Below are 25,221 nucleotides of genomic sequence, written 5' to 3'. Positions count from 1 at the left end.
ATGCTGGAAGTCGACGATCTCGTCGTCAGCTATGGGCAGAGCGAAGTGCTGCACGGCATCGACTTTTCCGTCGCGCAGGGCGAAAGCGTGGCCGTAATGGGCCGCAACGGGATGGGCAAGACCACGCTGTTCAAGGCGCTGATCGGCATGCTGCCCGCCAATCGCGGCACGGTACGCGTGGCCGGCGCCGACGTTTCGAAGGACGAGAGCTACCGCCGCGTGTCGAAAGGCATCGGCTACGTGCCGCAAGGACGGCAGATCTTCGCGTCGCTGACCGTCGAGGAAAACATTCAGACGGGCCTCGAAAATGCGCAGAGCCAGCGCGTGCCCGACGAACTGTACGCGTTGTTTCCCGTGCTGTTCGACATGAGAAAGCGCAAGGGCGGCAATCTGTCGGGCGGCCAGCAACAGCAACTGGCGATCGCGCGCGCGCTCGCGACCGACCCGAAGGTGCTGTTGCTGGACGAGCCGACCGAAGGCATCCAGCCGTCCGTCATCAAGGACATCGCCAAAGCGCTCAACCAGATTCGCACGAGCCGCAACATCGCCATCGTCGTATCGGAACAGGTGTTGAGCTTCGCGCTCGACGTGGCCGACCGCCTGTTCGTGATCGAGGGCGGGCGCTTCGTGCACCAAAGCACGCGCGATGCGGGCGACACCGACCGCATCCGCGAATACCTGTCCGTCTGAGCGCGGTGCGGCGTTCGCGCGCCGCGCCGTCTGTCAATCCGCGAACCCAGGAGCGAACGCCATGCCCGAGACTCTCATCAAGGTCGATCTGAACCAGTCGGCTTACGAAAACGAACAGGTGCACAACCGCTGGCACCCCGACATTCCGATGGCCTGCTGGGTCAAGCCCGGCGACGATTTCATCCTCGAAACCTACGACTGGACCGGCGGCTTCATCAAGAACGACGACAGCGCCGACGACGTGCGCGACATCGACCTGTCGATCGTGCACTTTCTGTCCGGCCCGGTGGGCGTGCACGGCGCGGAGCCGGGCGACCTGCTGGTGGTCGACCTGCTCGACATCGGCGCGAAGGCGGATAGCCAATGGGGTTTCAACGGCTTCTTTTCGAAGACGAACGGCGGCGGCTTTCTCACCGACCATTTCCCCAGCGCGCAAAAATCGATCTGGGATTTTCATGGTGTCTATACGAGCTCGCGCCATATTCCCGGCGTGAATTTCGCGGGCCTGATTCACCCGGGCCTGATCGGCTGCCTGCCCGACCCGACGCTGCTGGAGACCTGGAACGCGCGCGAAACCGGCCTGATCGCCACCGCGCCCGATCGCGTGCCGCCGCTCGCGAATCCGCCGTTCGCGGCCACCGCGCACATGGGCAAGCTCGCGGGCGAGGCGCGCGACCAGGCGGCCGCGCAGGGCGCACGCACGGTGCCGCCGCGCGAGCACGGCGGCAACTGCGACATCAAGGATCTGTCGCGCGGCTCGAAGGTGTTTTTCCCCGTGTACGTGGATGGCGCGGGCCTGTCGGTCGGCGACCTGCACTTCAGCCAGGGCGACGGCGAGATCACGTTCTGCGGCGCGATCGAAATGGCCGGCTGGGTGCATATGCGCGTGAATCTCATCAAGGGCGGCATGGCGAAATACGGTATTCGCAACCCCGTCTTTCAGCCCAGCCCGATCACGCCGACCTATAACGATTACCTCATTTTCGAGGGCATTTCCGTCGACGAGCACGGTGGGCAACATTATCTCGACGTCACCACCGCGTATCGCCAGGCGTGTCTGAACGCGATCGAGTACCTGAAGAAATTCGGCTATTCAGGGGCGCAAGCGTATTCGTTGCTGGGCTGTGCGCCGGTGCAGGGGCATATCAGCGGCGTGGTGGACATTCCGAACGCGTGCGCGACCTTGTGGCTGCCCACACAGATCTTCGACTTCGACATTCGCCCGAATGCCGACGGCCCGATCCGGCACATCCAGGGCGGCGTCGATCTGCCGTGTTCGCCGGATCTCGCGAACGCGTAACGACACATTGAAATGACGCAGGAACAGGAGGCCGTCATGCCAATCTACGACTTCGAATGCGCAAGCTGCGGGCCGTTCTCCGTGATGCGCCGCATCGCGGATCGCGAGAAACCGTGCCGCTGTCCCGACTGCGGCGCGGAAGGTGGGCGCGTCATCAGCGCGCCATCGCTGGCGCTGATGGGGGGCACGCGTCGCGCCGCGCACGCGACCAACGAACGTGCCGCGCACGCGCCGCGCCAGTCCGCCGACGGGCCGCCGCTACGTCATCTCGCCGGTTGCAGTTGTTGCTCGGGCGGCGCGTCGAAGCTGGCGGGCACGGCGTCGGACGGCCTCAAGCGGCCGGCGGGGCGTCCGTGGATGATCAGCCACTGAGGTGTGCCGCGCGCGAGCCGATGCCTGCGAACAGGCCGTCGCGCGCGGCGTCAACGAGTTCAAGGAGGAAGCGTCATGCGACATGGTGATATTTCGAGTAGCCGCGACTGCGTGGGCGTCGCGGTGGTCAACTACAAGATGCCGCGTCTGCACACGAAGGCGGAGGTGCTCGACAACGCGCGCCGTATCGCCGACATGGTGGCAGGCATGAAGCAGGGTTTGCCGGGCATGGATCTCGTGGTGTTTCCCGAGTATTCCACGCACGGCATCATGTACGACCGTCAGGAAATGTTCGACACGGCGTCCACGATTCCCGGCGAGGAGACGGGTATTTTCGCGGCGGCGTGCCGCAAGGCCAACGTGTGGGGCGTGTTCTCGATCACGGGCGAGCGCCACGAGGCGCATCCGCGCAAGGTGCCGTACAACACGCTCGTGCTGATCGACAATCGCGGCGAGATCGTGCAGAAGTATCGCAAGATCATGCCGTGGACACCGATCGAAGGCTGGTATCCGGGCGATCGCACCTATGTGACGGATGGGCCGAAGGGCCTCAAGATCAGCCTGATCATCTGCGACGACGGCAATTATCCGGAGATCTGGCGCGACTGCGCGATGAATGGCGCGGAGCTGATCGTGCGCTGCCAGGGCTATATGTACCCGGCGAAAGAGCAGCAGGTGATGGTCGCGAAGGCCATGGCGTGGATGAACAACACTTACGTGGCCGTGGCCAACGCCACCGGCTGGGACGGCGTGTATTCGTACTTCGGCCATTCGGCGATCGTCGGGTTCGACGGGCGCACACTCGGCGAATGCGGCGAAGAGGAAATGGGCGTGCAGTATGCGGAGCTGTCGCTCGGCATGATTCGCGACGCGCGGCGCAACATGCAGTCGCAGAACCATCTGTACAAGCTGCTGCATCGCGGTTATACCGGCACGATCCATTCCGGCGACGGCGCGAATGGCGTCGCCGAATGCCCGTTCGGCTTCTATCGCGACTGGGTTGCGGATCCCGACGCGATGCGCCGCCGTGTCGAAGCGCTCACGCGCGCAACGCCCGGCACGCCGGAGTGCCCGATCGACGGCATTCCGCACGAAAAGTGAGTATGCGCGCCGTGAGCATCGGGCGTTCATCGTGCGGCAGGTGCGGTACGCCATTCGGTTTTTTGCCGCGGCAAGGAAGTCTTCGATGAGTCGCGCTACTTCGGTCGGCGCCTCTAGCGTCGAGCGGCTTGGGTTCCCCGGGGCGATTCAGTTACCGCTCGACGCGACGGTATTGGCCGCCCCGGCACAATCGTGCCGGTACTTCTGCATCAGGCGCGCCTGCGCCGAATCGATATCGTCGGGATAGCTGCTCTCGTCTCCGGACGACGGGTCGTAGCCGACGGATTCCAGCTCGTTCAGTTCGTTGACGAGCTGTCGGTGGGAGACCTGTCCGTTCGTGTGCACGAACGGATAGTCATGGCATTGCGCCGGCGTAAGTTTCGTCTCGGCATGCGCGGAGACGCTCAATGCGAGCATGGCGGCGCAGACGAGGTAGCGGGCGGGGTGATTCATCTTCGGCTCCTGGATAGCGTTGAATAGAGGCCGTACGGCAGGATGCCTGCGTCGGCCGCGAGACGAAGATTAGGGACAGCGGGCTATCCAAACAGCAGCGCGAGGATGAAACATGTTTTATGCAAACCCGGATCGGGTCATGCACGGGTTGCCGCATGCGCTAAAAGTTAAAGAATCCTTCATGCGCGTGTGCCCGGATGGTCAGGCGCAGCGGCGTATCGTCGAGCGATGGATCAATCGAAGCCGCGCACCGCGCGGTGCGCCCAGGGGGTAACGCAATGAAATCAACCGTCATGATGGCCGGCCTGGTCGCGCTCGCGTGTTCGTCGCTGCCGGCGTTCGCGAAGGTGCAGCGTATAGGGCCGGGCGAGCGCGAGCCGGACAATTTTCAGCATGAGGTGCTGCTCCGTTCAATATCGTCGTGAAGAAGAGCCGGCTGTGCGCGTCCTCGGGAAAGACCCGATGCGCAACCGATGACCGGATTCTGCGGAGCGCCCACTAACAGCCGGTCGCAAAAAAGATGAAACAAGTTTTAAGGAACGGGCGGGCTCAGCCGGGCAGGTGGTCGCGAGCCGCCGATCGAAGCGGTAGCCCGCCAAACGGCCTCGAAGATTGTCGTGCGCGTGAGCACGCGGCCGGCGTTGCGCGTCAGGAATGCGAGCAAGTGGCACTCGGTCGGCAGCCGCGCGCCGTCGACCCGGTGGCCTTCGTCACGCAGCGTATGCGCAATGTGATCGGCGGAATCAGGCAGCGGCGAGCTGCATGGCGGCGCGGTCGGGCACGCGACAGTGGTCGACCGCGTAACCGATGAAGCCGCGCACTTTCCCGGCGCTTTCTAAAAAAAGCTTCATGCGCGGATCGCCAATCTTCAGCCGGTTCGCGTGTACCGAGGTCGATACTTGGATCGTGTAATTCCGGCAAGGACGACAAACATGGCACAACCGTTGAGCATCAAGATGATCGAAGAGCACGGCAAGCTCGTGGTGCTGATGTCGATCGAACGGGGCGCGGCCGTGCTCGATCCGGAAGACGTGGACGCGGTCATCCAGTACTTGAGCTTGCTGCGCGCGTCGATGCGGCCGGCGGTGCCGGAGCGTCCGCCGCACGGGCAGCCATTCGTGACGGAAATGGATCCCTGCTGGTATGCCGAGCGCCATCCGCTGGAAGGAGGCGTGGTGCTGTTACTGCGTCATGGCGGGCTCGGCTGGGCAAGCTTTGCACTACCGCCGCGCAGCCTCGAACGGTTGCACGCTTCGCTGACGCAACTGCTCGAGGACGAGCGGCGGGCGATCGGCCTGCCGCACTGAATCCGTGCCGTAAGCGCACTTGCATGCAGCGGCCGCGCGACGGGGTGATTCGGCAGCAGTCAATGCGTGATGCTGCCTCCCGGCGCCAGTCGCACCGCGCGCTATCCGCGCCCGACGAACGGCATCGTCGTCGCCATGATCGTCATGTTGAGGATGTTGGTATCGAGCGGCAGATTCGCCATCTGGACGAGCGCATTTGCGACATGCGCGACGTCCATCCGCGCCTCGGGCGCCAGGCTGCCGTCTGCTTGCGGGACGCCTTGCGTCATCCGTTCCGTGAGCGACGTCGCGGCGTTGCCGATGTCGATCTGGCCGCACGCGATGTTGTAGCGGCGGCCGTCCAGCGCCAGCGACTTCGTGATCCCCGTCACCGCGTGCTTGGTGGCCGTGTACGCGATCGTATCGGGGCGCGGCGCGTGCGCCGAGATCGAGCCGTTGTTGATGATTCGGCCGCCCTGCGGCGTCTGCGTTTTCATCAGCCGCCATGCGGCGCGCGCGCACAGGAATACGCCGGTGAGGTTGGTTGCGACGACGCTGTTCCACACGTCGAGTTCGTATTCGTCGAGGGACACGACCGGGGCGTTGCGCCCGGCATTGTTGAACAGGACATCGAGCCGGCCGAACCGTTGCGCGATCTGTGCGAACGCGTGGTCGACCGATGCTTCGTCGGTGACGTCGACGGGAAACACCTCGGCGTCGCTGCCGGCGACGCGGATGGCGTCCTGCGTGTCGCGCAGCGACGCCTCCGTGCGCCCGAGCAGCGCGACGGTGAAGCCGGCCTGGGCGAGCGCGATGGCCGTGGAGCGACCGATGCCGGAGCCGGCACCCGTGACGGCGGCGAATTTCTTCGAGACGGACATGGCGTGATTTCCTGCGGGTTGAATGGCGGGGGAGGCGGGCGAGGGGCGATGCCGTCGCCACTTCGGCAATGTAGTCGAAATGCACGACCGGCCGGTTGATGCAGAGCCGCGAAGCGCGATTGGCCGCGCGACACGCTCTCGCGATCGGTCGACTATATCGCCGTGGCGTTTGGCGCGCGCGGCAGCAAATCGATCCGGCTTCGCGTCAGGCATTGTGGCCAGGTCGCCGCCACGCCGTTGTGCGCGACGACGACGAAGTTCGTGAATGCGCGATCGGAAACGAGCATCTGCCCTTTGCCGATGTGTTCGCCGATAAAAGCGATGGCGGGTTCGATCGGCAGAAAATCGCCGATCTTGCGACGAACGTGGATGACGACGTCCGCGGAACCGATCGTCGACAGCATCTTCCAGAGAAGGTCGCGATCGACGCTGCCGGTCGACAGTAGATGAATCCATTCGCATTTGACCAGTTCCACGTCGGGACGATGTTTGAGATAGAGCGCATGCACGCGTCTGGGATTCATCGATGGGGTTCTCCGTGACAGGCGATCGCCATGATCATGTCCGCCGGCCGGCCGCGGCCTTTCGCGTTCGCGCACCGGTTTCCGCAAACAACTCGACCACCACATCGCGCAGCCAGCGGTTCCCTTCGTCCTGATTGACCCGCGTGTGCCACAGCATATGGATCGGCGCGCCGGGCAGCGTGACGGGCAGCGCACGCCAGCCGAGCGAGAACGGCGCGGCGAGTTGCAACGCGAGGTGCTCGGGCACCGTCGCGATCAGGTCGGTGCGCTGCAGGATGTAGCCCACGCTCATGAAATGCGGCACCGTCAACCGCACCTGGCGCTTCACGCGGCGACGCGTCAGCCATTCGTCCACTTGCCCGTGCCCGGTGCCGGCCGACACCACGACCAGATGTTCGGCGTCGCGCCACGCGTCGACCGTCAGCGGCGCCCCCTCGAGCGGATGCCCGCGCCGGAACAGGCATACATAGCGCTGATCGAACAGCCGGCGCTGATAGAACCCGCCCTTCAGTTGCGGCAGCAGGCCGATCGCGAGATCGACGCGGCCGTCGGCCATTTCGTCGCCGAGATTGACGCTCGTGTTGCGCACGGTGTTCAGCGCGATGCCCGGCGCCGCATGCGACAGGTGTTCGAGCAGCGCGGGCAGGAACACGACTTCGCCGATATCGGTCATGCCGATCGTCAGCGTGCGCGTGGCGTGCAGCGGATCGAAGCCGGTGTCGGGGTTCAGCGCGGCGTGCAGCGTCGCGAGCGCCTGCGACACGGGTTCCGCGAGACGCAGCGCGAACGGTGTCGGCACGACGCCGCCGGGCCCGCGCACGAACAGCGGATCGCCGAGCCGGCGGCGCAGCTTGGCGAGCGCGTTGCTGACGCCCGGCTGGCTCATGTTCATTTGCTCGGCGACGCTCGATACGCGCCGTTCCTGCATCAGCCGCTGGAAAAGCAGCAGCAGGTTGAGATCGATCTCGCTCAGTTCCATCGTTGTGCGTGGCCCAGTTCATTGCATTCAGTGATGAAGCAGATTCATTTCATTTTATTGCCGGATAAAAGTCCACTCCTGAAAATACCGATACGGCGCATGCATTCGGCACGAGCGCCGAGCCCGCCGCACACCTCACATACATCGGAGACACCTTCATCATGCAGACGAACCTGAAGATTGCGATCGTCGGCGCCGGCATCGGCGGCTTGACCCTCGCGCTCGCGTTGCGCGAGCACGGCATCGACGCGCAGCTCTACGAGCAGACGCCTGAATTGCGCGAAGTCGGCGCGGCGGTCGCGCTGTCGGCCAATGCGACGCGCTTCTACGAACGCGTGGGCTTGCGCGCGGCTTTCGATGCGGTGTGCGCGGACATCCCGGGGCTCGTCTACCGCGATGGGCGCAGCGGCGCGGTGATCGGCCATCATCGCGGCGCCCCCGACTATCGCCGGCAATTCGGCGGCGCGTACTGGGGCGTGCATCGCGCGGATCTGCAGGCCGTGCTGTCGACGGCGGTCGGCCTCGACTGCATCCATCTCGGCCATCGTCTGGTCGACCTCGCGCAACACCCCGATCGCGTGACGCTGTCGTTCGACAACGGCACGCAGGTCGACGCCGATCTCGTGATCGGCGCGGACGGCGCGCGTTCGATCACACGACGCTGGATGCTCGGCTACGACGATGCGCTGTATTCGGGCTGTTCGGGTTTTCGCGGCGTGGTGCCGGCCGCGCGCATGGACCTGCTGCCCGATCCCGACACGATCCAGTTCTGGGTCGGGCCGCACGGGCATCTGCTGCACTATCCGATCGGTGATGACGGCGACCAGAATTTCCTGCTGGTCGAGCGGCACCCGTCACCGTGGCCGTCGCGCGAGTGGGTCATGCCGGCCGAGGAAGGCGAGCAACTGCGTACGTTCCGGAACTGGCATCCGGCGGTGGTGCAGATGATCACGGCCGTGCCGATCAGCCAGCGCTGGGGGCTGTTTCACCGTCCGCCGCTCGGCCGATGGAGCCGCGGGCGCGTGACGTTGATCGGCGATGCCGCGCATGCGCTGGTGCCGCATCACGGGCAGGGCGCGAATCAGTCGATCGAGGATGCGGTGGTGTTGGCCGCGCAATTGGCGAAGGCCGGCCCGGGCAATTGGCGCGAAGCGCAGGAAGCCTACGAGCGGCTGCGCCGCGGCCGGACGCGCAAGGTGCAATATGCGTCGATCTCGGCAGCCGACGTGCTGCATCTTCCCGACGGGCCGGCCGCGCAGGCACGCAACGCGCGGCTGGCCGACCGCGATCGCGTGCTGCATCACCTGGACTGGATCCACGATTTCGATGCGCTCGATACGGAGCCGAGCGAGCGACAGGGCGGGACGTGGCTTTGAGCGGCGGGCGGCGCGCAGGGCACGACGGTCAGCGACGGCGGTCGGCCGATTACCGACCCGCCAGCCCGGAACGATCGCCGCAACGGCCGCCGGGCGTTACTTCACGCACTCCAGCGCATACTTCAACCCCTGCCCGAGCAACCCGCGCCAGACGTCCCACGTATGCCCGCCGTCGACGATGCGCAGCTCGGCCGGGTTCTGCGCGCGGCGCAGGTGCGTGTACAGCACGCTCGATTCCGCCTGGATCGTCAGGTCGTCGTCGCCGGCCGCGATGAACATCGGCACACGCCAGTTGCGCGCGAAATAGCCGCGCAGCAGCGCCGGATAGTTCAACTCGTGCCACACGCGCGAATCGAACTGCCGATCGCCGAACACGCCGACGTAGCGCGCGGCGGAATTGAGCGGCGGCTCGTTCGCGTAGATCGCCGGGCTCAGCAGCATCGCGCCGCAGAACAGCCCCGGTTCGAGCAGCGAGAAGCGCAGCGCGCCGAAGCCGCCCATCGACACGCCGCCGATCGCGCGGCCCGCGCGCTGGTTCGACACCGCGAAGTGCGCTTCGACTTCGGGCAGCAGGTCGTTGAGGAACGCGCTCTGCATCTTCTCCTTGCGATCGACGTACCAGTCGGTGCCGCCTTGCGGCATCACGATCACGACGGGCGGGATGTCGCGGTGCTCGATCAGCGTGTCGGCGGTGGCCTGCAGCCGGCCCTGCGTGACCCAGTCGTTCGCGTTGCCCGCGTTGCCGTGCAGCAGGTACATCACCGGGTAGCGTGCGCCTTCCGGGTTGTAGCCGGGCGGCAGGTAGACCGTGTACGACCAGTCGCGCTTCAGCGACGCCGACCGGAACGTGCGCAGCACGATGCCGCTGCCCGGATTGACGGGCGGCTCCTGCGCGGCGGACGGCGTCGTCGCGGTCTGGATGGCCGGCGGCGCGGGCGATAGCGCTGGCGCGGCGGCAGGCGCCGCCGACGGCGTGGCGTGGGCGGTGGCGATCGCGCCGGCGATCAGGGCGAGGGCGAACGGAAGGGCGAGTCGGCGCATGGCGAATCGTTTCGGGAGTGGCGCCGGCTATCGTAGCAGCGGCGCATGACGGCGCGGCGCGTCATGGCCGCGAGCGGAACGGCAGCCGCGCGACGAGCGGCCCGTAGAGTTTGGCCACGAGATACAGCAGCCCGATCGCGACGGCGTCGGCGGCGAGGCCGAGCGGCACGTCGAGATAGCCTTCGGTCGCCTGGTAGAGCACCGAATCGACCGCGAGCGAGATGCCGGTGCCCGCGACGAAGCACAGCAGCCCCTGCCGGCCGATCGTGCCGATCCACGGCATCGCGTGCGCGACCTTCTTCATCCAGCCGAGGTGCACGAGCTTGGCCGCGAGCCACGCGATCGCGAGGAAGTTCACGAGCCGCAGCGCGCCGAGGTTCTGCTTGATCGACGGATCGGTCGGGAACGGCTCGATGCGCAGCCGGTAGTACGCGCCGGCCGCGACGATCGCGAGCGCCGCGGCCGTCAGCAGCCAGCCCTGCGGCTTCGGCGCGAGGGTCTGGTAGACGGGCTGGCAGCGCGCGATCACGCCGAGCACGAACAGGAACTGCCACGCGAACGGGTTGAAATCCCACGGCGCGCCTTCGACGGTCGGCAAGAAGCGTGCGACGTGCGGCGCCGCGTACCACAGCGATCCGCTGAACGCGAGCATCAGCCACGGCTGCGTGCGCGCGAGCGGCAGCGCGAGCGGGACGAGCAGCGCGAAGAACGCATACATCGGCAGCACCGACGCGAGGTACGGCTGGCGGCGGAACAGCAGGATGTCGCGCAGCGCGGCGAGCGGCTTGTGCAGCAGCCCGTCGAGATCGTTGGTCGGCATGTTCGGGCCGTCGATCGCGAGCGCATTCAGCGCGGCGGTGATCAGCAGCATCAGGCCGGCCGTCACGAGGAACGCACGGTAGATCTCGAACGCACGCCGGATGAAACGCTGGCGCGCGGCGGCCTCGTCGTGCCGCTCGGCGAGCGAGTTGTACGCAATGGCGGTGGCGAAGCCGCCGAGGAACACGAACACCTCGGCCGCGTCGCACAGCGCGTACGCATGCAGCGTGACGCGCGACAGGATGCTGCCGCCGATGTGGTCGACGACGATGACGAGCAGCACGAGGCCGCGGAAGAAATCGAGCTCGGCGTAGCGGCCGGCCCGGGCCGGCGCGGTCATCGGAGCGCCTTCCGGCGCGGGCCGCGGGCACGGCCGGCACGCGCCGCGCATGAATCGGGGTGAAGCATGACTTCGTGAAGAAATGGCGGACGGATGCGCATTGTGCCACCGATGCGAAGCGTTCCGGGTTTACGCGGATGGCGGGCCGGCCGGCCGCTGCCGACAAGCCCCGTCAGGCTGTCCGTGCAACGGGGCAGTTGGACGAGCGCAACGCTTTGCGCGCGACGACCCGCACCCGATGGACGGACGGTTTGCGTCGTGACACCATTTTGTCCTCACGCGGCCGCACACCGCGTCGTCCGCCCTGCGGGCCACACATACAACAGATCGAACATTCGCCGGGCGTACGGCCAGCCCGGCCCCCGGCTCCGGAGATTCGTCATGAGGAAGCACGTCATTTTTGCCGCCGCGCTCGCTGCCTTCGCCGCGCCGGCCTTCGCCGAGACCAGCGTGACGCTGTACGGCGTGATCGACGAAGGCTTCAATTACACGAACAACGTCAACGTCAATGGGGTCGGAAAGACCAATTACCAGCTCGCGAGCGGTTATGCGCAGGGCAGCCGGTGGGGCCTGAAGGGCAGCGAGGATCTCGGCGGCGGGCTGAAGGCGGTCTTCACGCTGGAAAACGGTTTCGACGTGAACAACGGCCGGCTCGGCCAGGGCGGCCGGATGTTCGGCCGTCAGGCGTTCGTCGGGTTGTCCGAGTCGCGCTTCGGCACGCTGACCTTCGGCCGCCAGTACGATGCCGTCGTCGACTATCTCGCGCCGCTGACCGCGAACGGCAACTGGGGCGGCACGCTGTTCTCGCACCCGTTCGACAACGACAACACGGACAACTCGTTCCGCGTCAACAACACGGTCAAGTACGCGAGCGCCGACTGGAACGGCCTGACGTTCGGCGGCACGTACAGCTTCAGCAACAGCACGGGCTTCTCGAACAACCGCCAGTACAGCCTCGGCGCGCAGTATTCGCTGGCCGGGCTGCAGGTCGCGGCCGCGTACCTGCAGGCGAACAACCCGGGCATCGGCAACGCGGGCGCGATCGCGGCCGACGACGCGAACTTCGTCGCCGATCGGCTGCGCATCTTCGGCGGCGGCGTCAACTACACGTTCGGCCCGGCGACGGTCGGCGTCGTCTATACGAAGACCGACGTGAAGAACCCGGTATCGACGATCTATCTGCCGGCGTCGACGTTCGCCGGCCTCGGGCTGACCGCGACGAAGTTCCAGAACTTCGAGATCAACGGCAAATACCAGCTCACGCCCGATTTCTACCTCGGCGCGCAGTACGTGTACACGGACGGCAAGTACGATGCCGCGGCCGGCTCGTTCAAGCCGAAGTACCACACGGTCGGCCTGATGGCCGACTACAGCCTGTCGAAGCGCACCGACGTGTATCTGCAGGGCGCGTGGCAGAAGGTGGGCGGCGACAAGACGGGCACGGCCGCCGACGGCGGCTATGTCGTCGGCACGGACGGGCCGTCGGCATCGTCGAACCAGTTCGCGGTGCGCGCCGCGATCCGCCACAAGTTCTGACGGGGCGCCGGCGCCGGGGCGAACGGCCCCGGCACGGCCGCCGTCAGTCCGCCCGGTGCGCGCCGCCGAGCGTTTCCGCGAGCCAGTCGACGAAGATCCGCACGCGTGGGGCCAGATGCCGGCTGTGCGGAAACACGACCGACACCGGCAACGGCGGCGCCTGCCATTCCGGCAGCACCTCGACCAGCGAGCCGCCCTCGAGCAGCGGCGCGAGCCCGTCGCGCGGCGCCTGGATCAGCCCGAGGCCCGCGACACAGCACGCGAGATACGCCTGCGAACTGTTGACCGACACGACGCTGCGCATCTTCACCGTGTGCAGCTCGCCCGAATCCATGTCCGCATATTCCCAGTCCAGTTCGCGGCCCGTGCGGCTCGAGAAATAGCCGACCGCGACGTGGTCCGGCAGATCGTCCGGCGAGCGCGGCGTGCCGTGTCGCGCGAGATAGGCGGGCGACGCGCAGTTGATCTGCGGCATCTCGCCGACGCGCCGCGCGACGAGCGACGTGTCGGACAGCACGCCGACCCGCACCGCGCAGTCGATGCCGTCGGCCACGAGATCGACGAAGCGGTCGGTCGTGCTGATCGCGACGCGCAGGTCGGGGTAGCGCGCGTGGAAATCCGGCAGCGCCGGAATCACCTGGTTCAGCGCGAAACGTTCGGGCAGGTCGATGCGGATCACGCCGCGCGGCGACGCGCCGGCATCCTCGAACAGCGTTTCCGCGTCGTCGAGATCGGCGAGCAACCGCACGCAGCGCTCGTAGTAGGTCGCGCCCTCGGCGGTCAGCGCGACGCGCCGCGTCGTGCGTTGCAGCAGGCGGATCTTCAGGTGCTTTTCCAGATACTGGACGGCATTGCTGACCGTCGGGCGCGGCAACTGGAGCTGCTCGGCCGCTTTCGTGAAGCTGCCGAGATGGGCGACGCGCGCGAAGACGCGCATTGCTTGCAGATGGTCCATGCGGGCGAACACCTTGGCGGGAACGGGAACAGGCTCCATTGTTAATCAGCGTCGAATGGTTTGGTGGAGCGTTTCGCGTTTATCGGGCGGCGTCGTGCGGCCAGAATCCGTTTCATCCACTCACCATTCGAAGGAAACGGACATGGACACGCGTCAACTGGGCCGCACGGGCCCGCAGGTTTCGGCGATCGCGCTCGGCTGCATGGGGATGTCGGATTTCTACGGGCCGGCCGACCGCGACGAAAGCATCGCGACGCTGCATGCGGCGCTCGACCACGGCATCACGCTGGTCGATACCGGCGACTTCTACGGGATGGGCGACAACGAGATGCTGATCCGCGACGCGCTGCGCGGCCGGGCGCGCGACCAGGTGCTGATCAGCGTGAAATTCGGCGCGCTGCGCGATCCGGCCGGCGGGTTCGCCGGCTACGACGCGCGGCCCGCGGCGATCCGGAACTTCGTCGCGTACTCGCTGAAGCGGCTCGGCACCGACTACCTCGACATCTACCGGCCGGCCCGCGTCGATCCGGCGGTGCCGATCGAAGAGACGGTCGGCGCGATCGCCGATCTCGTGAAAGCCGGCTACGTGCGCCATATCGGGCTGTCGGAAGTCGGCGCGGACACGATTCGCCGCGCGGCCGCCGTCGCGCCGATCGCCGATCTGCAGATCGAATACTCGCTGCTGTCGCGCGGGATCGAGGCCGAGATCCTGCCCGCGTGCCGCGAGCTCGGCATTGGCGTGACGGCCTACGGTGTGCTGTCGCGCGGGCTGCTCGGCGGGCGCTGGACGGCGGCGCGGCAGGGCGAGCGCGATTTCCGCGCGGCGAGCCCGCGCTTCCAGGGCGAGAACCTCACGCACAACCTCGCGCTCGTCGACGCGCTGCGCACGATCGCCGACGAGAAGGGCAGCAATCCGGCGCAGGTCGCGATTGCGTGGGCGCTGTCGCGTGGCGCCGACATCGTGCCGCTGGTCGGCGCGCGCAAGCGCACGCAACTGCGGGACGGTTTGCTGGCGACCGAATTGCAACTAACGGTCGAAGAGCTCGCCCGCATCGAAGCGGCGGTTCCCGCCGGGGCGGCTGCCGGCGAGCGCTATCCGGCCGCGCAGATGGCGCACCTCGACAGCGAGCAGGGCCGGGGGTGACGCATGGGGCCGGATCGACGGTCCCGAAAGCCCCGTCCGGCGGGCCCGAGCCAGCACTCAGGCAAAGCCAGATGGCGGGCGGCGTGGCGGGCAGGCACCATCGGCGCCGCACTCAACGGACGGGATGCCTGCCATGCCAATTCATACGCTGACGATCATCGTGCTGGTTTTCCTGCTGGCCGGCGCGGTCAAGGGGATGATCGGGCTCGGATTGCCGACGATCGCGATGGGGCTGCTGACGCTCGCGATGCCGCCGTCGGCCGCGGCGAGCCTGCTGCTCGTGCCGTCGTTCATCACCAACGTGTGGCAGTTGTGGCTCGGCCCGTCGTTCGGCGCGCTGCTGCGCCGGCTGTGGCCGCTGCTCGTCGGCCTGACCGTCGGCACGCTGACGGGCGGGTTGCCGGCGCTTGCAGCCGGCAGTACGTGGACGCACACGGCGCTCGGCATCGTGCTGGTGCTTTACGGGCTGTGGGGGCTGGCGGCGGCGCGGCTGCCCGCACCGGGCCGCCATGAAACATGGCTATCGGCCGTGGTCGGCTACCTGACGGGCGTCGTGACGGCCGCGACCGGCGTGTTCGTCGTACCGGCCGTGCCCTATCTGCAGGCGCTGCGGCTGTCGAAGGACGATCTGATCCAGGCGCTCGGGCTGTCGTTTACCGCATCGACGATCGTGCTCGGCCTGCAGTTGCGCGTGACGGGCGCACTGCAGACGGTCGATCTCGGCGTGTCGGCGCTCGCGCTGGTGCCGGCGCTCGCAGGGATGGCCGGCGGGCAATATGCGCGGCGCGTGATGAGCGAGAAGGTGTTCAAGCGTTGCTTCTTCGTCGGGCTGATCGCGCTCGGCGCGTATATGGCGGGATCGGGGTGGAGGTGAACGCGCGACCCCGGCGCTGAATGATCCCGAAGCCGGTTTCGGCAGCCGGCTTCGGGAACGGTCACGCGGTGGCGGTCGTGCCGCTTACGCCGGATCGGCGTACCTCAGCGTCCATCCGACGGTACGCGTCGCGCCTGCGCCGAGCGCGAACGGTTTCGTCGTGCACGCGAAGTTCGAATGCAACTGCCCGATCGGCGTCGTCGACAACGGATTCGTCGCGCCGTTCGCCGTGTCGAAGGCGGACAGCGCGCAGTTGTCGAACCCGGATGCCGTATAACCGGTCGCGGCGCTGTTCGCGTACGTCACCGACACGCCGTCGCCATTGGCCTGCGTCGACGCGAAATCCGCGAACGACGTGAAGTCCGTCTCGACCGCGAGGTTGCCCGCGAGCGTGCCCGAACTCAGCGCATCGCTGCGCGAAATCGCGCCGTGCGCGAACGTCAGCACAGTGTGCACCTGCAGGTCGAGATCCGTCGTGTACGCGGCGTTCTTCGATGCGAGCCGGAACTTCGTCGTGTCGAACGACACGATCACCTGGCCGTTGCTCTGCTGCACGTTCAGGTTCCTGTAGTACGTGACGGGAATGTAGGTTTTCGCGTTGTACGTCACCTGCGGGAGCAGCAGCGCATAGCCGAGGTCGGTCGTGCCGTAGATCAGCTTGTCGGAGAACGGCACCGGGTAATACGGCGTGTACGAGTCGTAGTCGGGCGCCTGGCTGAGGTTCAGGTTGATCACGCGCCGGCCGTCGCGCACGGTGAGCAACGCGGCGCTGTACGGATGCGCGGCGTCGCCCGGCTGGTTGTACCAGGTGAGCGTGTAGCGCGGCAGCGCGTCGAGCCACGCGCGGTAGTCCGCATCGCCCATCGGCGCCCGGCCGCCGAAGCCGAGCTTGTTCCACCACGCGTTCACGTACAGGTACTGGTGCAGCAGGCTGAAGTTCTCGCCCATCACGCGCGGCTTGCCGCGATACGTGTCGGTGCCGCGGCCCTTGACCCACATGTTCACCGACGGCGTCGGCAGCGACGGGTCGTACCAGTACGTGTCGAAACGACGCGCGGCCTGGTAGATGAATGCATACGCAACCTGTTTCTCGCGATCGGTCAACACGCCGGCATTGGCCGCGGCCGTCAGCACCTCCATGAACGCGGAATCGCCGTACGGGCCGATCGAGCGGCCGTAGTCGAAGCCCTGGCCGTCGGCGTTCAGTTGCGGCAGGATCAGGTCGACCGACTTGCGCAGATAGCCCTTCAACTCCGGCGTGAGATTCGCTTCGTTGCCCATCTCGAACGTGCGCTCGACCACTTCGCCGATCAGCAGCGTGCTGTAGCGGTCGAAGCGCGCCTGGTCGTAGTAGGTCGTGTGCGTGTTCGACGCTTCGTCGGAGAACCCGCCCGACGAGTCGTTGCGGATGTGGTTCGTCAGCGTGTACAGCAGCGCGTCGCGTGCGCTCATCGTCGCGACCGCCGGATCGGTCTTCGATGCGAACGACGGGCTGCTCCAGCCGAGCTTCTGGCGCAGCCCGGCAATGCCGTAGGACACCGCATAGTAGTTTTGCGCGGTGTTGAGCGACGCGATGTCGATCGGCGTGCCGGCGGCCGGGCACGTATTGGTCTTGCCGCTCGCGTCGGTGCCGAACATGTCGCAGAAGGTGAGCCGCTGCTGCAGCGTCGCGAGCATCGCGTCGCTGAAGACTTCGTTGAGCATCCCGCGCGCCTTCAGGTTGTTCAGCGCGACGAGGTAGTAGTACTCGCCCCACGACGTGTTCGCATACGCGTAGGTGCCGCCCGACTGCGCCATCATCGCGGTCGTGATCGTCTGGTACGTCGCGAGGTAGCTCGCGTATTGCGGGTCGTTCTTCGCCTTCATGTCGATCAGGATGTATGACAGGCCGAGCGCGAGCTTGCCGGGCAGGAATTTGTCGCCGGTATTCGTGTCGAGCACGTGGACGGGCGTGCCGTCGCCGAGATCCATCACGACCTGCGTGAAATCGGGCGATTTCCGGATCAGGTCGAACAGCGCGCGCATCTGGCCCATCATCGTGACCGGGACGTTCGTGCCGGCGGGCACGCTGGTGTCGGGCGCGCCATAGACGACGGCCTGCAGCGAGTTCGATGCAAGCGCGGGCGGGGTGGACGGAGGGGACGACGACGGTGTGTCCGTCACGTCGTTGCCGCCGCACGCGCTCACGAGCACGACGGAAAGGGCGCTGAGCGCGGCGCCGAGCGCGAATCTGCTGCGCGGATGCATGGTGTCTCCAGTTTTGAATAGTGGTGAAGCACGGTCACGTATCGCCGATACCGCGCTCGGTGCCGTACCTGGCGCCCGACCTGCAAACCCTGATCCCTGAGGCGGACGGCCTGCCTCGCACATCGAGCAGGCAAGCGTTCCCCCTGCGCGGGTCATGACGGACATCTCGCTCGAGCATTGGAAAACGTTTTCCAAATTTAGGCATCGAGCGGCGTGATGTCAATGAACTTTCACGTCGGAGACGGCGGTAGAAACCCGAATGGGTGTGAGGGAGGGGGAGTCGAAATTACACGTAAGTAGCGGGAATTTTATCTTGATGACCGCGTCATCGCGCGACAGAGAAGCTGTGAAGCGGCCAGCGGGAGCATGCCAAGGAAACGGGTTCTCGCTGCATGAGGAGAGAAAACGTTATCCATAAGAATCCAGACGCAGCGAGCCGCTCAAGGCCACCCGCAGCCACATGCGCCGCCCCGCCGCTTCGACGACGTTCAAAGCTGCTTCTCGATCGCCGCCTTGTCGATCACCGACCACACCTGCCGGATCTTGCCGTCGTGAAACTCGTAGAACACGTTCTCGGCGAACGTGACCTTGCGGCCGTCGACGGCGAGCCCCATGAACGTCCCTTTCGGCGAACACGCGAAGCGAAGGCGGCATGCGACATGCGGCGGTTCGCACACGAGCAGCCGGATGTCGAAGCGCAGGTCGGGAATGTCGCGGAAGTCCTGTTCCAGCATCGCGCGGTAACCGGCGAGGCCGAGCGGCCGGTCGTTGTGAATCACGTCGTCGGACACGTATTCGCCGAGCGCCGTCCAGTCCTGCCGGTTCAGGCAGTCGATATACGCGCGATAGCGGGTTGCGAGGTCGATGTCGGTCATGGTCACGTCTCCGTATGTCGATGGGGCGAGTCGGATGCGGCGCGCGTTACGGCGGCGGTGCGTCGCCAGACAGGAACGCGACGAACTCGCGCGTGTACTTCGGCAGCGCGTCGAATGACCGCGCGCAGAGCGTCAGTTTCCGATGGCTCCACGGATCGGACAACTCGACGAGCCGCACGTCCATCGTCTGCATTGCGCGCTCGGCCGCATGCCGCGACACGATGCCGATGCCCACGCCGCTCGCGATCACGCGGCAGATCGCGTCGAAGCTCTTCAATTGCACGCGATAGCGGATTCGCCTGCCGAGCGCGCGCGCCTGGTCGGCGAGATGCACCTGCAGCGCGCTGCCGTCGGTGAGGCCGATGAAGTCTTCGCCGGCGATGTCGTTGAACGCGACCTTGTCGTGCGACGCGAGCGGATGCGCGGCCGGCACGACGACGATCAGCCAGTCTTCGCGGAACGGTTTCTGTTCGAGCCCGCCGAGCCCGACCGAATCGGCGACGATGCCGACCTCGGCCGTCTTGTTGCGGATCGCATGCACGATCTCCTGGCTGGAACGTTCCTCGACGCTGATCGACAGCTTCGGATGGTGCGGCAGGTAATCGGCCAATGCATCGGGCAGGTATTCGCTCAGCGACGCGGTGTTGCACAGCAGCCGGATATGGCCGCGCAGCCCCTGGCCGTATTGCTGCAGTTCGCCGCGCATGTGATCGATCTGCTGCAGGACGGTGCGCGCGTGATGTTCGAGCGCGCGCCCCGCATCGGTGGCCTGCGCGCCCGACTTGGTCCGGTGCAGCAGCGGCACGCCGAGCTCGTCCTCCATCCCGCGAATGCGTTCGCTCGCCGCCTGCAGCGTGATGTGCGTGCGTTCGGCGCCGCCCGTGATCGTGCCGGCTTCGCAGATGTTCAGGAAAAGCCGCAGGTCGGTCAGGTCGAAGCGCATGATGGGCGGAGCGATGGGTGGGGAATGGCCGATAAGTTAGCAGGAACCGCGGCGCCGGTCTCAGGGGCGGCCTGAGACCCGGTTCGCCGCTTCCGCATTTTCGGGACGCGATCGGCGGCCGATCATGAACGCACATCAACCGGGGAGCCCGTCATGCAGATCGATTCGTCATGGGGCGTGTCGTTCAAGATCGCGCTGCATCTGCTGTTCCTGTGTATCGGCATCGCGTGGGCGGGTGCCGAATTCGTCGCATGGTTGCGGTGAATGTCGTCGTGTGAGGCTATCGAAACGAATCAATCATAGTTTTTTGTGACGAAAATTCTTCCGTTTTTCCGCGTCGAGACCATCAAGTTTTTCCGGATCGGGCCGTACTACCGGTAGTGAATGCCGGCCGGCATCCGGTCCGTGATCGTTTGTCATCATTGTTTGCATCCGGTTACACGTCGGCCGTTCCGTTTTTGAGATGCTTGAAAGATTGTCAAACCGGAGTCGGATCGTCCATGAAAACGCGCGAGATTCACCGCAAGGCGGCGTGGCTGTCGGGGCTGGCCGCCGTGCTCGTCATGGCCGGTTGTGCAAATACGCAGTCCGTTCCGCCGAGCAACACGCTGGCGGCCCAACCCTCCGATTCGAGCCCGTCCGCGGCGCCGTCGCCCGCGCCGATGCCGCCTGCGCCCATTCTCGTCGCGCGCAAGTACGTCGTGAAACGCGGCGACACGCTGACGGGCATCGCGTCCGCGAACGATTGCAGCGTGACCGACTTGCGCACCTGGAACAAGCTGGCCGCGAACGGCAGGCTGCGCATGGGGCAGGTGCTGCGCATCGTCAAGCAGCAGCCGCTGCCGCCCGCGGGCGCGGCCGGCACGCAGGCCGTCGCGAGCAATGATGCGGCGGGGAATCAGGCCACCGCGCAGGGAACTTCGCAGGCCACTTCGCCGGCCAGCGCGTCGACCGCGAACGACCGTCAGGTCGTCAAGGAAACGAAGCGTCATGCGGGCGGTGTCGCGCTCAAGTGGCCCGCAAGCGGCAAGATCGTCGAAGGGTTCCGGCCCGGGCAGAACCGCGGCATCCAGATCGCCGGCCGGCCGGGCGACCCGGTCCGCGCCGCGGCCGACGGCCGCGTGATGTACGCGGGCACCGGCCTGAACGATTACGGCAGCCTGATCATCGTCCAGCACAACGCGGATTTCCTGACCGCCTATGCGCACAACCGCAAGCTGCTCGTGAAGACGGGCGACATCGTGCATCAGGGCGATGCGATCGCCGAGATGGGCGACCTCGACAACTCGCGCGTCGCGCTGCTGTTCGAGGTGCGGCGCGACGGCAAGCCGGTGAATCCGATGCCGTACCTGCCTTCGTCGCAAGGGTGAAGTCGGGTCGTTTCGCTGGAACGCGACGGCGGTCGCTGCTACGCTAGGTGTTCATGCGAATCCCGCCACCGCGCGGGGGCGACGGGCGTCTTTCGGGGATGCGCGGCGAATGCCGTCGCGGGCCGGCCGTCGGCGTGAACGGTCGTGCGTCGTCGATGCGCGGCCGCGTCGCTTCGCGCCACCGTTTCCGACAGAACAGACCTCATTCATGGAACACTCTCCGACACGCCGCTCGCTGTTGCTTGCCGCCGTTGCCGCGCCGTTCGTTGCCGCGTGTACTTCCGCGCCGGTCGCCGACCAGGGGCGCGCCCATACCGCGCAAGCCGAACTCGCCGCACTCGAAAAAGCGTCGAACGGACGGCTCGGCGTCGCCGCGCTCGATACGTCGAACGGCGTGCGCATCGCGCACCATGCGCGCGAGCGCTTCCCGCTGTGCGGCACGTATGCGGTCATGGCCGCCGCCGCGATGCTCGCGCGCGGCTCGCTCGACGCGTCGCTGCTGCCGCGCCGCATCCTGTACCGCCGCTATGAAATCGTGTCCGGCTCGCCGGTGACGGAGAGCCACGTCGATACCGGCATGACGGTTGCGCAGCTGTGCGCGGCGATGCTGCAGTCGGGCGACAAGGGCGCGGGCAACCTGCTGATGGGCGTGCTCGGCGGCCCGCAGGCCGTCACGGCGTTTGCGCGCGAAAGCGGCGACACCACCTTCCGTCTCGATCACTGGGAACCCGAACTGAACCGGGCCGCCCCCGGCGACGAGCGCGACACGTCGACGCCGGTCGCGATGGTCGACACGCTGCAGCGGCTGCTGCTCGGCGACACGCTGCGCGAGCCGCAGCGCGCGCAACTGACGGAATGGATGGCCGGCGGCGCACGCGGCGCGGCCGGCATCGCGGCGGGCGTGCCGCCCGGCTGGCGCGTGGCCGACAAGGCCGGCACCGGCGGCTACGGCACGACGACCGACATCGCGGTGCTGTGGCCGCCGTCGCGCGCGCCGATCGTGATGGCCGTGTCGTTCACGCAGCCGGACGCCGCCGCCGCGGCGCGCGCGGACGTCGTCGCATCGGCGGCGCGCATCGCGGCGGGCGCGCTGACCGCCGCGGCCTGAACCTTCGGCGTCTCGCGCGAAGCCGGCGTTTGGCTTATCGTGTCGATCAGCGCGCGCCGGCGTCGGCGCGCGGTTCTTCCGCGTCGTTTTTCGTTTCCCGTTCGCCATGCGCCGACTTCCGCCCCTGCACGCGCTGCAGATCTTCTCGACGGTGGCTCGCCACCGCAGCTTCACGCGCGCGGCCGAGCAGCTGTGCATCACGCAGGGCGCGGTGAGCCGGCAGATCCAGACGCTCGAGGCGCACTACGGTTTTCCGCTGTTCAAGCGGCATGCGAAGGGCCTCACGCTGACGGCCGAGGGCGAGCAACTGTTGCCGGTGGTCGACGAGAGCTTCGCGCGGATCGAGGACATCTCGATGAAGCTCACGCGGCAGCGCACCGATCTCGCGCTGAAGGTGCCGACCTGCGTGATGCGCTGGATGCTGCCGCGCATCATGCGCTTCCAGGGCGAACATCCCGATCTCCACGTGCAGATCACGACCGCGTGGCAGCACGTCGTCGATTTCTCGAGCGAGCCGTTCGACGCGGCGATCGTCTACGGCACGTCGCCGGGGCCGGGCGTGGTCGCGCTGCCACTGTTCGACGAGCGGCTGACACCCGTTTGCGCGCCCGAACTGCGGCAGGCGTCGCCGCTCGGCACGGTCGGCGATCTCGCGCGCCATACGCTGCTGCATCCCACGCGCGACCATCGCGACTGGCGTGCGTGGCTCGACCATGCGGGCGAGCGTGGCGTCGATCCCGCGCGCGGGCCGACGTTCGACACGCTCGATCTCGCGACGAACGCGGCGATGCAGGGCTTCGGCGTCGCGATCGGCGACGTGACGCTCGTCGACGACGACGTCAGCGCGCGCCGGCTCGAACGGCCGTTCGACATCGTGCTCGAAACGGGCGCGCGCTACTTCTTCGTCTATCCCGAGAACCTCGGCAGCCAGCAGAAGATCCGCGCGTTCAGCGACTGGATCGCGCGCCATCGCGACTGACGCGCGACGTTTCCCCGCAGCGAGTGCTACTGATAGGTGACGACCGCGATCATCGGCGCGTTCGCGTTGCCCGGACGGACAGGTAAAACGATTGCGCGCGAGGCCTGCGTAAAGGCCGTGGTCTTGATCGTGCGCAGGCTGGCCGCGTCGACGAACGCGACTTGTCCGCTCGCCGGGCGCGGGCAGTCGGGGCGCACGTGCGCATGCGCGGCGTCGGCCGTGTCGAGCGCGAACGAGCACGGCGGCTCGACGATCATGCCGGTGAAGTGGATGATGCCGGACGCGCCGGCGGCAAAGGACGAGGACGAGGCCAGAAGCGAGGCAGCCAGCGCGAGCGAGGCGGCAAACGAACGATGCTTCATGACAGGCTCCAGAGAGGAAGCGCGTCGCAGCGAGGCCGCTCGAATGGCAGTCCGTCAACGCTGCGGTGCTGTATGCGTAAACGGCAAGTTCATCGAACCTCTTGAGGGAGAAACCCGGAAATCACGACGCCGAGCAAACGACGCCGCGTTCCTTCAATCAATTTATCTCAAATTTGTGCGGCCGCAAGTCAGGGTATTGCCGATAACGTACGCTCGGCTGACGCGCGTCAATGGATGCAGCGTTTGCGGGTAAATCGTTGAGGACTCAACGAATCGACAATCCTGAGGATGACGATTCGCCAAAAGAAAACGGCCGCTCGTGCGGGACGAGCGGCCGTTTGCGTCGGAGCGCGGTATGCGGTGTTCAGCCCGCGCGCTTGCGGATCGCACCCACGACGACGAGCAGCACGATCGCGCCGATGATCGACGCGATCCAGCCGGCGCCCTGGCCCGGTGCATACCAGCCGGCGGCGCGGCCGACGTAGCCGGCAACCAGCGAACCGACGACGCCGAGCACGACGGTCATCACGATGCCCATCTTGTCGTCGCCGGGCTTCAGTGCGCGGGCGAGGAGGCCGACGATGAGCCCGACCACCAGGGTTTCGATGAATTGCAGCATGGATGCCTCCCGGTTGCTGTTGAGTGGTTGACGAAACGTCATGGACCCGCGCGGCGCACCAGGGTTCCCGGTAGCGGCGAACCCGCGCGCGGCGTGCCGAGTATCGCACGCCACGGTGTCGCACGGATGTCGGCGCTGCCGCGCACACATATCGTTCATTGGTAGTCGAGCAGCACCTGCGCCGCGGCATGCACGGAACCGCCACCGATCTTCCCGCCTGTTTGAAGATAGGACGCCCTGAGCGGAATCGACGGCGATCCGCCGGTGGCCGCGTTGTAGCCGGTCACCGTGTGCGATTTTCGCAGCGTCAGCGGCTGACCGGTCGTCGCATCGGCGATATGGATGCCGATGCCGGCTGCAGTCGCATCCGGACGCAGCTGCATGCCACCCGGTATCCCGGCGACGACGTCGTCGAGCGGCGCCAGTTGGTATCCGATCCGGTTGTAGCCGGCCGGGCAGTTGTTCAACCGCACCTGGAACTCGGTCGCGCCGGCGGTGGAGCCCACGCCGTTGAAGTCGCGGCGCTGCACGGGCGGCAGCGTGACGGTCTGGTCGGGAACCGAGCAGGTTCCGTTGATGAAGCTGACCTTCGCGGCGAGGAAGACGGGAGTCGATCCGCCCAGGAGACCGGATTTGTAATAGATCGTGTAATAGGCGCTGATCATGCCTGAATTGAGCGAGCCGTCCTGAGGCTGGCGGCTGTCGCGAAACAGCATGACTTCGAGCGTGTTACGCAGCGTCGTCTTCGTCGACGACACAGCCACGTTGCCGTCGACGAGCATGCGCGTGGACAGGCCGGACACGTTGGTTTCCAGGTCGGGGCCGTCGGACGTCATCACGCCGCCTTTCGGATACATCCTGATGCTCGTGATCTGGCAAGTGCTCGCGCCGCATACGTCCTGCGGCGTGAAGTAATGACGCGCGACGACGACCCCGGGCGCCGCGTTGGCCGGGCTCGAAACCGTGGCCTGCCCGAACGCATAGAGGCCGGCTGCGGCCGCGTCGGTCGCGAACGCCGCGCATGCGAGCAGCAACGTCGATGCAATC

General features: G+C 66.7%; 28 protein-coding genes. 13 read left to right on the top strand and 15 right to left on the bottom strand.

Annotation, left to right across the window (positions count from 1 at the left end; genetic code table 11):
- The 4 genes from urtE (at position 1) to CFB89_RS23910 (ending at position 3,463) form a co-directional block, all read left to right on the top strand.
- Positions 1-690, top strand: a complete 690-nt coding sequence (urtE, locus tag CFB89_RS23925) for an urea ABC transporter ATP-binding subunit UrtE (protein WP_089470027.1) — start codon at positions 1-3, stop codon at positions 688-690.
- Between the two features lie 61 nt (positions 691-751).
- On the top strand, positions 752-1,990 hold the full coding sequence (gene fmdA, locus CFB89_RS23920) for a formamidase (protein WP_089470026.1): 1,239 nt from the start codon (positions 752-754) through the stop codon (positions 1,988-1,990).
- A gap of 36 nt (positions 1,991-2,026) precedes the next feature.
- Complete coding sequence (locus CFB89_RS23915; protein WP_089470592.1) at positions 2,027-2,362, top strand: FmdB family zinc ribbon protein; 336 nt, start codon at positions 2,027-2,029, stop codon at positions 2,360-2,362.
- 75 nt (positions 2,363-2,437) lie between these two features.
- Positions 2,438-3,463: an aliphatic amidase gene (locus tag CFB89_RS23910; RefSeq protein WP_089470025.1), complete on the top strand. Its 1,026-nt coding sequence runs from the start codon at positions 2,438-2,440 to the stop codon at positions 3,461-3,463.
- 147 nt (positions 3,464-3,610) lie between these two features.
- Here the strand turns inward: CFB89_RS23910 and CFB89_RS23905 are convergent, their stop codons facing one another.
- Positions 3,611-3,916 carry a DUF4148 domain-containing protein gene (locus tag CFB89_RS23905; protein WP_089470024.1) on the bottom strand — a complete coding sequence of 102 codons (306 nt, stop codon included), beginning with the start codon at positions 3,914-3,916 and terminating at the stop codon, positions 3,611-3,613.
- 278 nt (positions 3,917-4,194) lie between these two features.
- Between CFB89_RS23905 and CFB89_RS35045 the strand changes: the two genes are divergently transcribed.
- Positions 4,195-4,341: a hypothetical protein gene (locus CFB89_RS35045; protein WP_179233497.1), complete on the top strand. Its 147-nt coding sequence runs from the start codon at positions 4,195-4,197 to the stop codon at positions 4,339-4,341.
- Positions 4,342-4,448: 107 nt separating this feature from the next.
- Here the strand turns inward: CFB89_RS35045 and CFB89_RS35485 are convergent, their stop codons facing one another.
- Positions 4,449-4,598, bottom strand: coding sequence for a winged helix-turn-helix domain-containing protein (locus CFB89_RS35485; protein WP_373559876.1), 150 nt, complete (start codon positions 4,596-4,598; stop codon positions 4,449-4,451).
- Positions 4,599-4,659: 61 nt separating this feature from the next.
- Positions 4,660-4,887 carry a hypothetical protein gene (locus tag CFB89_RS35040; RefSeq protein ID WP_179233496.1) on the bottom strand — a complete coding sequence of 76 codons (228 nt, stop codon included), beginning with the start codon at positions 4,885-4,887 and terminating at the stop codon, positions 4,660-4,662.
- Between CFB89_RS35040 and CFB89_RS23895 the strand changes: the two genes are divergently transcribed.
- Positions 4,849-5,223 carry a hypothetical protein gene (locus CFB89_RS23895; RefSeq protein ID WP_089470022.1) on the top strand — a complete coding sequence of 125 codons (375 nt, stop codon included), beginning with the start codon at positions 4,849-4,851 and terminating at the stop codon, positions 5,221-5,223. The genes CFB89_RS35040 and CFB89_RS23895 overlap by 39 nt on opposite strands.
- 101 nt (positions 5,224-5,324) lie before the next feature.
- On the opposite strand, the gene CFB89_RS23890 is transcribed toward CFB89_RS23895, so the two are convergent.
- From CFB89_RS23890 to CFB89_RS23880, 3 genes are all read right to left on the bottom strand, one after another.
- Complete coding sequence (locus tag CFB89_RS23890; protein ID WP_089470021.1) at positions 5,325-6,083, bottom strand: SDR family oxidoreductase; 759 nt, start codon at positions 6,081-6,083, stop codon at positions 5,325-5,327.
- Positions 6,084-6,235: 152 nt separating this feature from the next.
- On the bottom strand, positions 6,236-6,607 hold the full coding sequence (locus tag CFB89_RS23885; RefSeq protein WP_144030156.1) for a hypothetical protein: 372 nt from the start codon (positions 6,605-6,607) through the stop codon (positions 6,236-6,238).
- A 34-nt stretch (positions 6,608-6,641) separates the two neighbouring features.
- Positions 6,642-7,586: a LysR family transcriptional regulator gene (locus CFB89_RS23880; RefSeq protein WP_089470019.1), complete on the bottom strand. Its 945-nt coding sequence runs from the start codon at positions 7,584-7,586 to the stop codon at positions 6,642-6,644.
- A 161-nt stretch (positions 7,587-7,747) separates the two neighbouring features.
- Between CFB89_RS23880 and CFB89_RS23875 the strand changes: the two genes are divergently transcribed.
- The gene (locus tag CFB89_RS23875) at positions 7,748-8,962 is read left to right on the top strand and encodes an FAD-dependent monooxygenase (protein WP_089470018.1); all 1,215 of its coding nucleotides are present in this window, start codon (positions 7,748-7,750) and stop codon (positions 8,960-8,962) included.
- A gap of 96 nt (positions 8,963-9,058) precedes the next feature.
- On the opposite strand, the gene CFB89_RS23870 is transcribed toward CFB89_RS23875, so the two are convergent.
- Positions 9,059-10,003, bottom strand: a complete 945-nt coding sequence (locus CFB89_RS23870) for an esterase family protein (protein ID WP_179233521.1) — start codon at positions 10,001-10,003, stop codon at positions 9,059-9,061.
- A 61-nt stretch (positions 10,004-10,064) separates the two neighbouring features.
- Positions 10,065-11,162: an OpgC domain-containing protein gene (locus tag CFB89_RS23865; protein ID WP_089470590.1), complete on the bottom strand. Its 1,098-nt coding sequence runs from the start codon at positions 11,160-11,162 to the stop codon at positions 10,065-10,067.
- Between the two features lie 381 nt (positions 11,163-11,543).
- Between CFB89_RS23865 and CFB89_RS23855 the strand changes: the two genes are divergently transcribed.
- A complete protein-coding gene (locus CFB89_RS23855) occupies positions 11,544-12,698 on the top strand; it encodes a porin (RefSeq protein WP_089470017.1) in 1,155 nt (384 codons plus the stop codon).
- Positions 12,699-12,741: 43 nt separating this feature from the next.
- On the opposite strand, the gene CFB89_RS23850 is transcribed toward CFB89_RS23855, so the two are convergent.
- A complete protein-coding gene (locus tag CFB89_RS23850) occupies positions 12,742-13,653 on the bottom strand; it encodes a LysR family transcriptional regulator (protein WP_089470016.1) in 912 nt (303 codons plus the stop codon).
- Between the two features lie 142 nt (positions 13,654-13,795).
- Between CFB89_RS23850 and CFB89_RS23845 the strand changes: the two genes are divergently transcribed.
- Together CFB89_RS23845 and CFB89_RS23840 are read left to right on the top strand one after the other, a co-directional pair.
- Positions 13,796-14,797, top strand: a complete 1,002-nt coding sequence (locus CFB89_RS23845; protein ID WP_089470015.1) for an aldo/keto reductase — start codon at positions 13,796-13,798, stop codon at positions 14,795-14,797.
- 133 nt (positions 14,798-14,930) lie between these two features.
- Positions 14,931-15,671, top strand: coding sequence for a sulfite exporter TauE/SafE family protein (locus tag CFB89_RS23840; protein ID WP_179233520.1), 741 nt, complete (start codon positions 14,931-14,933; stop codon positions 15,669-15,671).
- Positions 15,672-15,755: 84 nt separating this feature from the next.
- On the opposite strand, the gene CFB89_RS23835 is transcribed toward CFB89_RS23840, so the two are convergent.
- The 3 genes from CFB89_RS23835 to CFB89_RS23825 form a co-directional block, all read right to left on the bottom strand.
- Positions 15,756-17,918, bottom strand: coding sequence for a hypothetical protein (locus CFB89_RS23835; protein WP_089470013.1), 2,163 nt, complete (start codon positions 17,916-17,918; stop codon positions 15,756-15,758).
- A gap of 488 nt (positions 17,919-18,406) precedes the next feature.
- Complete coding sequence (locus tag CFB89_RS23830; RefSeq protein ID WP_089470012.1) at positions 18,407-18,793, bottom strand: ester cyclase; 387 nt, start codon at positions 18,791-18,793, stop codon at positions 18,407-18,409.
- Between the two features lie 46 nt (positions 18,794-18,839).
- The gene (locus CFB89_RS23825) at positions 18,840-19,736 is read right to left on the bottom strand and encodes a LysR substrate-binding domain-containing protein (protein WP_089470011.1); all 897 of its coding nucleotides are present in this window, start codon (positions 19,734-19,736) and stop codon (positions 18,840-18,842) included.
- Between the two features lie 500 nt (positions 19,737-20,236).
- On the opposite strand from CFB89_RS23825, the gene CFB89_RS23820 reads away from it, so the two are divergent.
- The 3 genes from CFB89_RS23820 (at position 20,237) to CFB89_RS23810 (ending at position 23,193) form a co-directional block, all read left to right on the top strand.
- Positions 20,237-21,106, top strand: a complete 870-nt coding sequence (locus CFB89_RS23820) for a peptidoglycan DD-metalloendopeptidase family protein (protein ID WP_089470010.1) — start codon at positions 20,237-20,239, stop codon at positions 21,104-21,106.
- Positions 21,107-21,314: 208 nt separating this feature from the next.
- Complete coding sequence (gene bla / locus CFB89_RS23815; protein WP_089470009.1) at positions 21,315-22,214, top strand: class A beta-lactamase; 900 nt, start codon at positions 21,315-21,317, stop codon at positions 22,212-22,214.
- A gap of 106 nt (positions 22,215-22,320) precedes the next feature.
- A complete protein-coding gene (locus tag CFB89_RS23810; protein ID WP_089470008.1) occupies positions 22,321-23,193 on the top strand; it encodes a LysR substrate-binding domain-containing protein in 873 nt (290 codons plus the stop codon).
- A 26-nt stretch (positions 23,194-23,219) separates the two neighbouring features.
- On the opposite strand, the gene CFB89_RS23805 is transcribed toward CFB89_RS23810, so the two are convergent.
- The 3 genes from CFB89_RS23805 to CFB89_RS23795 form a co-directional block, all read right to left on the bottom strand.
- Entirely contained in the window at positions 23,220-23,555 is a 336-nt protein-coding gene (locus tag CFB89_RS23805) for a hypothetical protein (protein WP_089470007.1), read from the bottom strand.
- 364 nt (positions 23,556-23,919) lie between these two features.
- Entirely contained in the window at positions 23,920-24,174 is a 255-nt protein-coding gene (locus tag CFB89_RS23800; RefSeq protein ID WP_089470006.1) for a GlsB/YeaQ/YmgE family stress response membrane protein, read from the bottom strand.
- 155 nt (positions 24,175-24,329) lie between these two features.
- Complete coding sequence (locus CFB89_RS23795) at positions 24,330-25,010, bottom strand: fimbrial protein (protein WP_256979770.1); 681 nt, start codon at positions 25,008-25,010, stop codon at positions 24,330-24,332.
- Between the last annotated feature and the right edge of the window lie 211 nt (positions 25,011-25,221).

The organism is Burkholderia sp. AU16741 (assembly GCF_002223345.1).
GTDB classification, from domain to species: Bacteria; Pseudomonadota; Gammaproteobacteria; order Burkholderiales; family Burkholderiaceae; genus Burkholderia; species Burkholderia sola.
The sequence above is the reverse complement of the archived record's forward strand: the minus strand, read 5'-3'. Positions and strand labels throughout refer to the sequence as shown.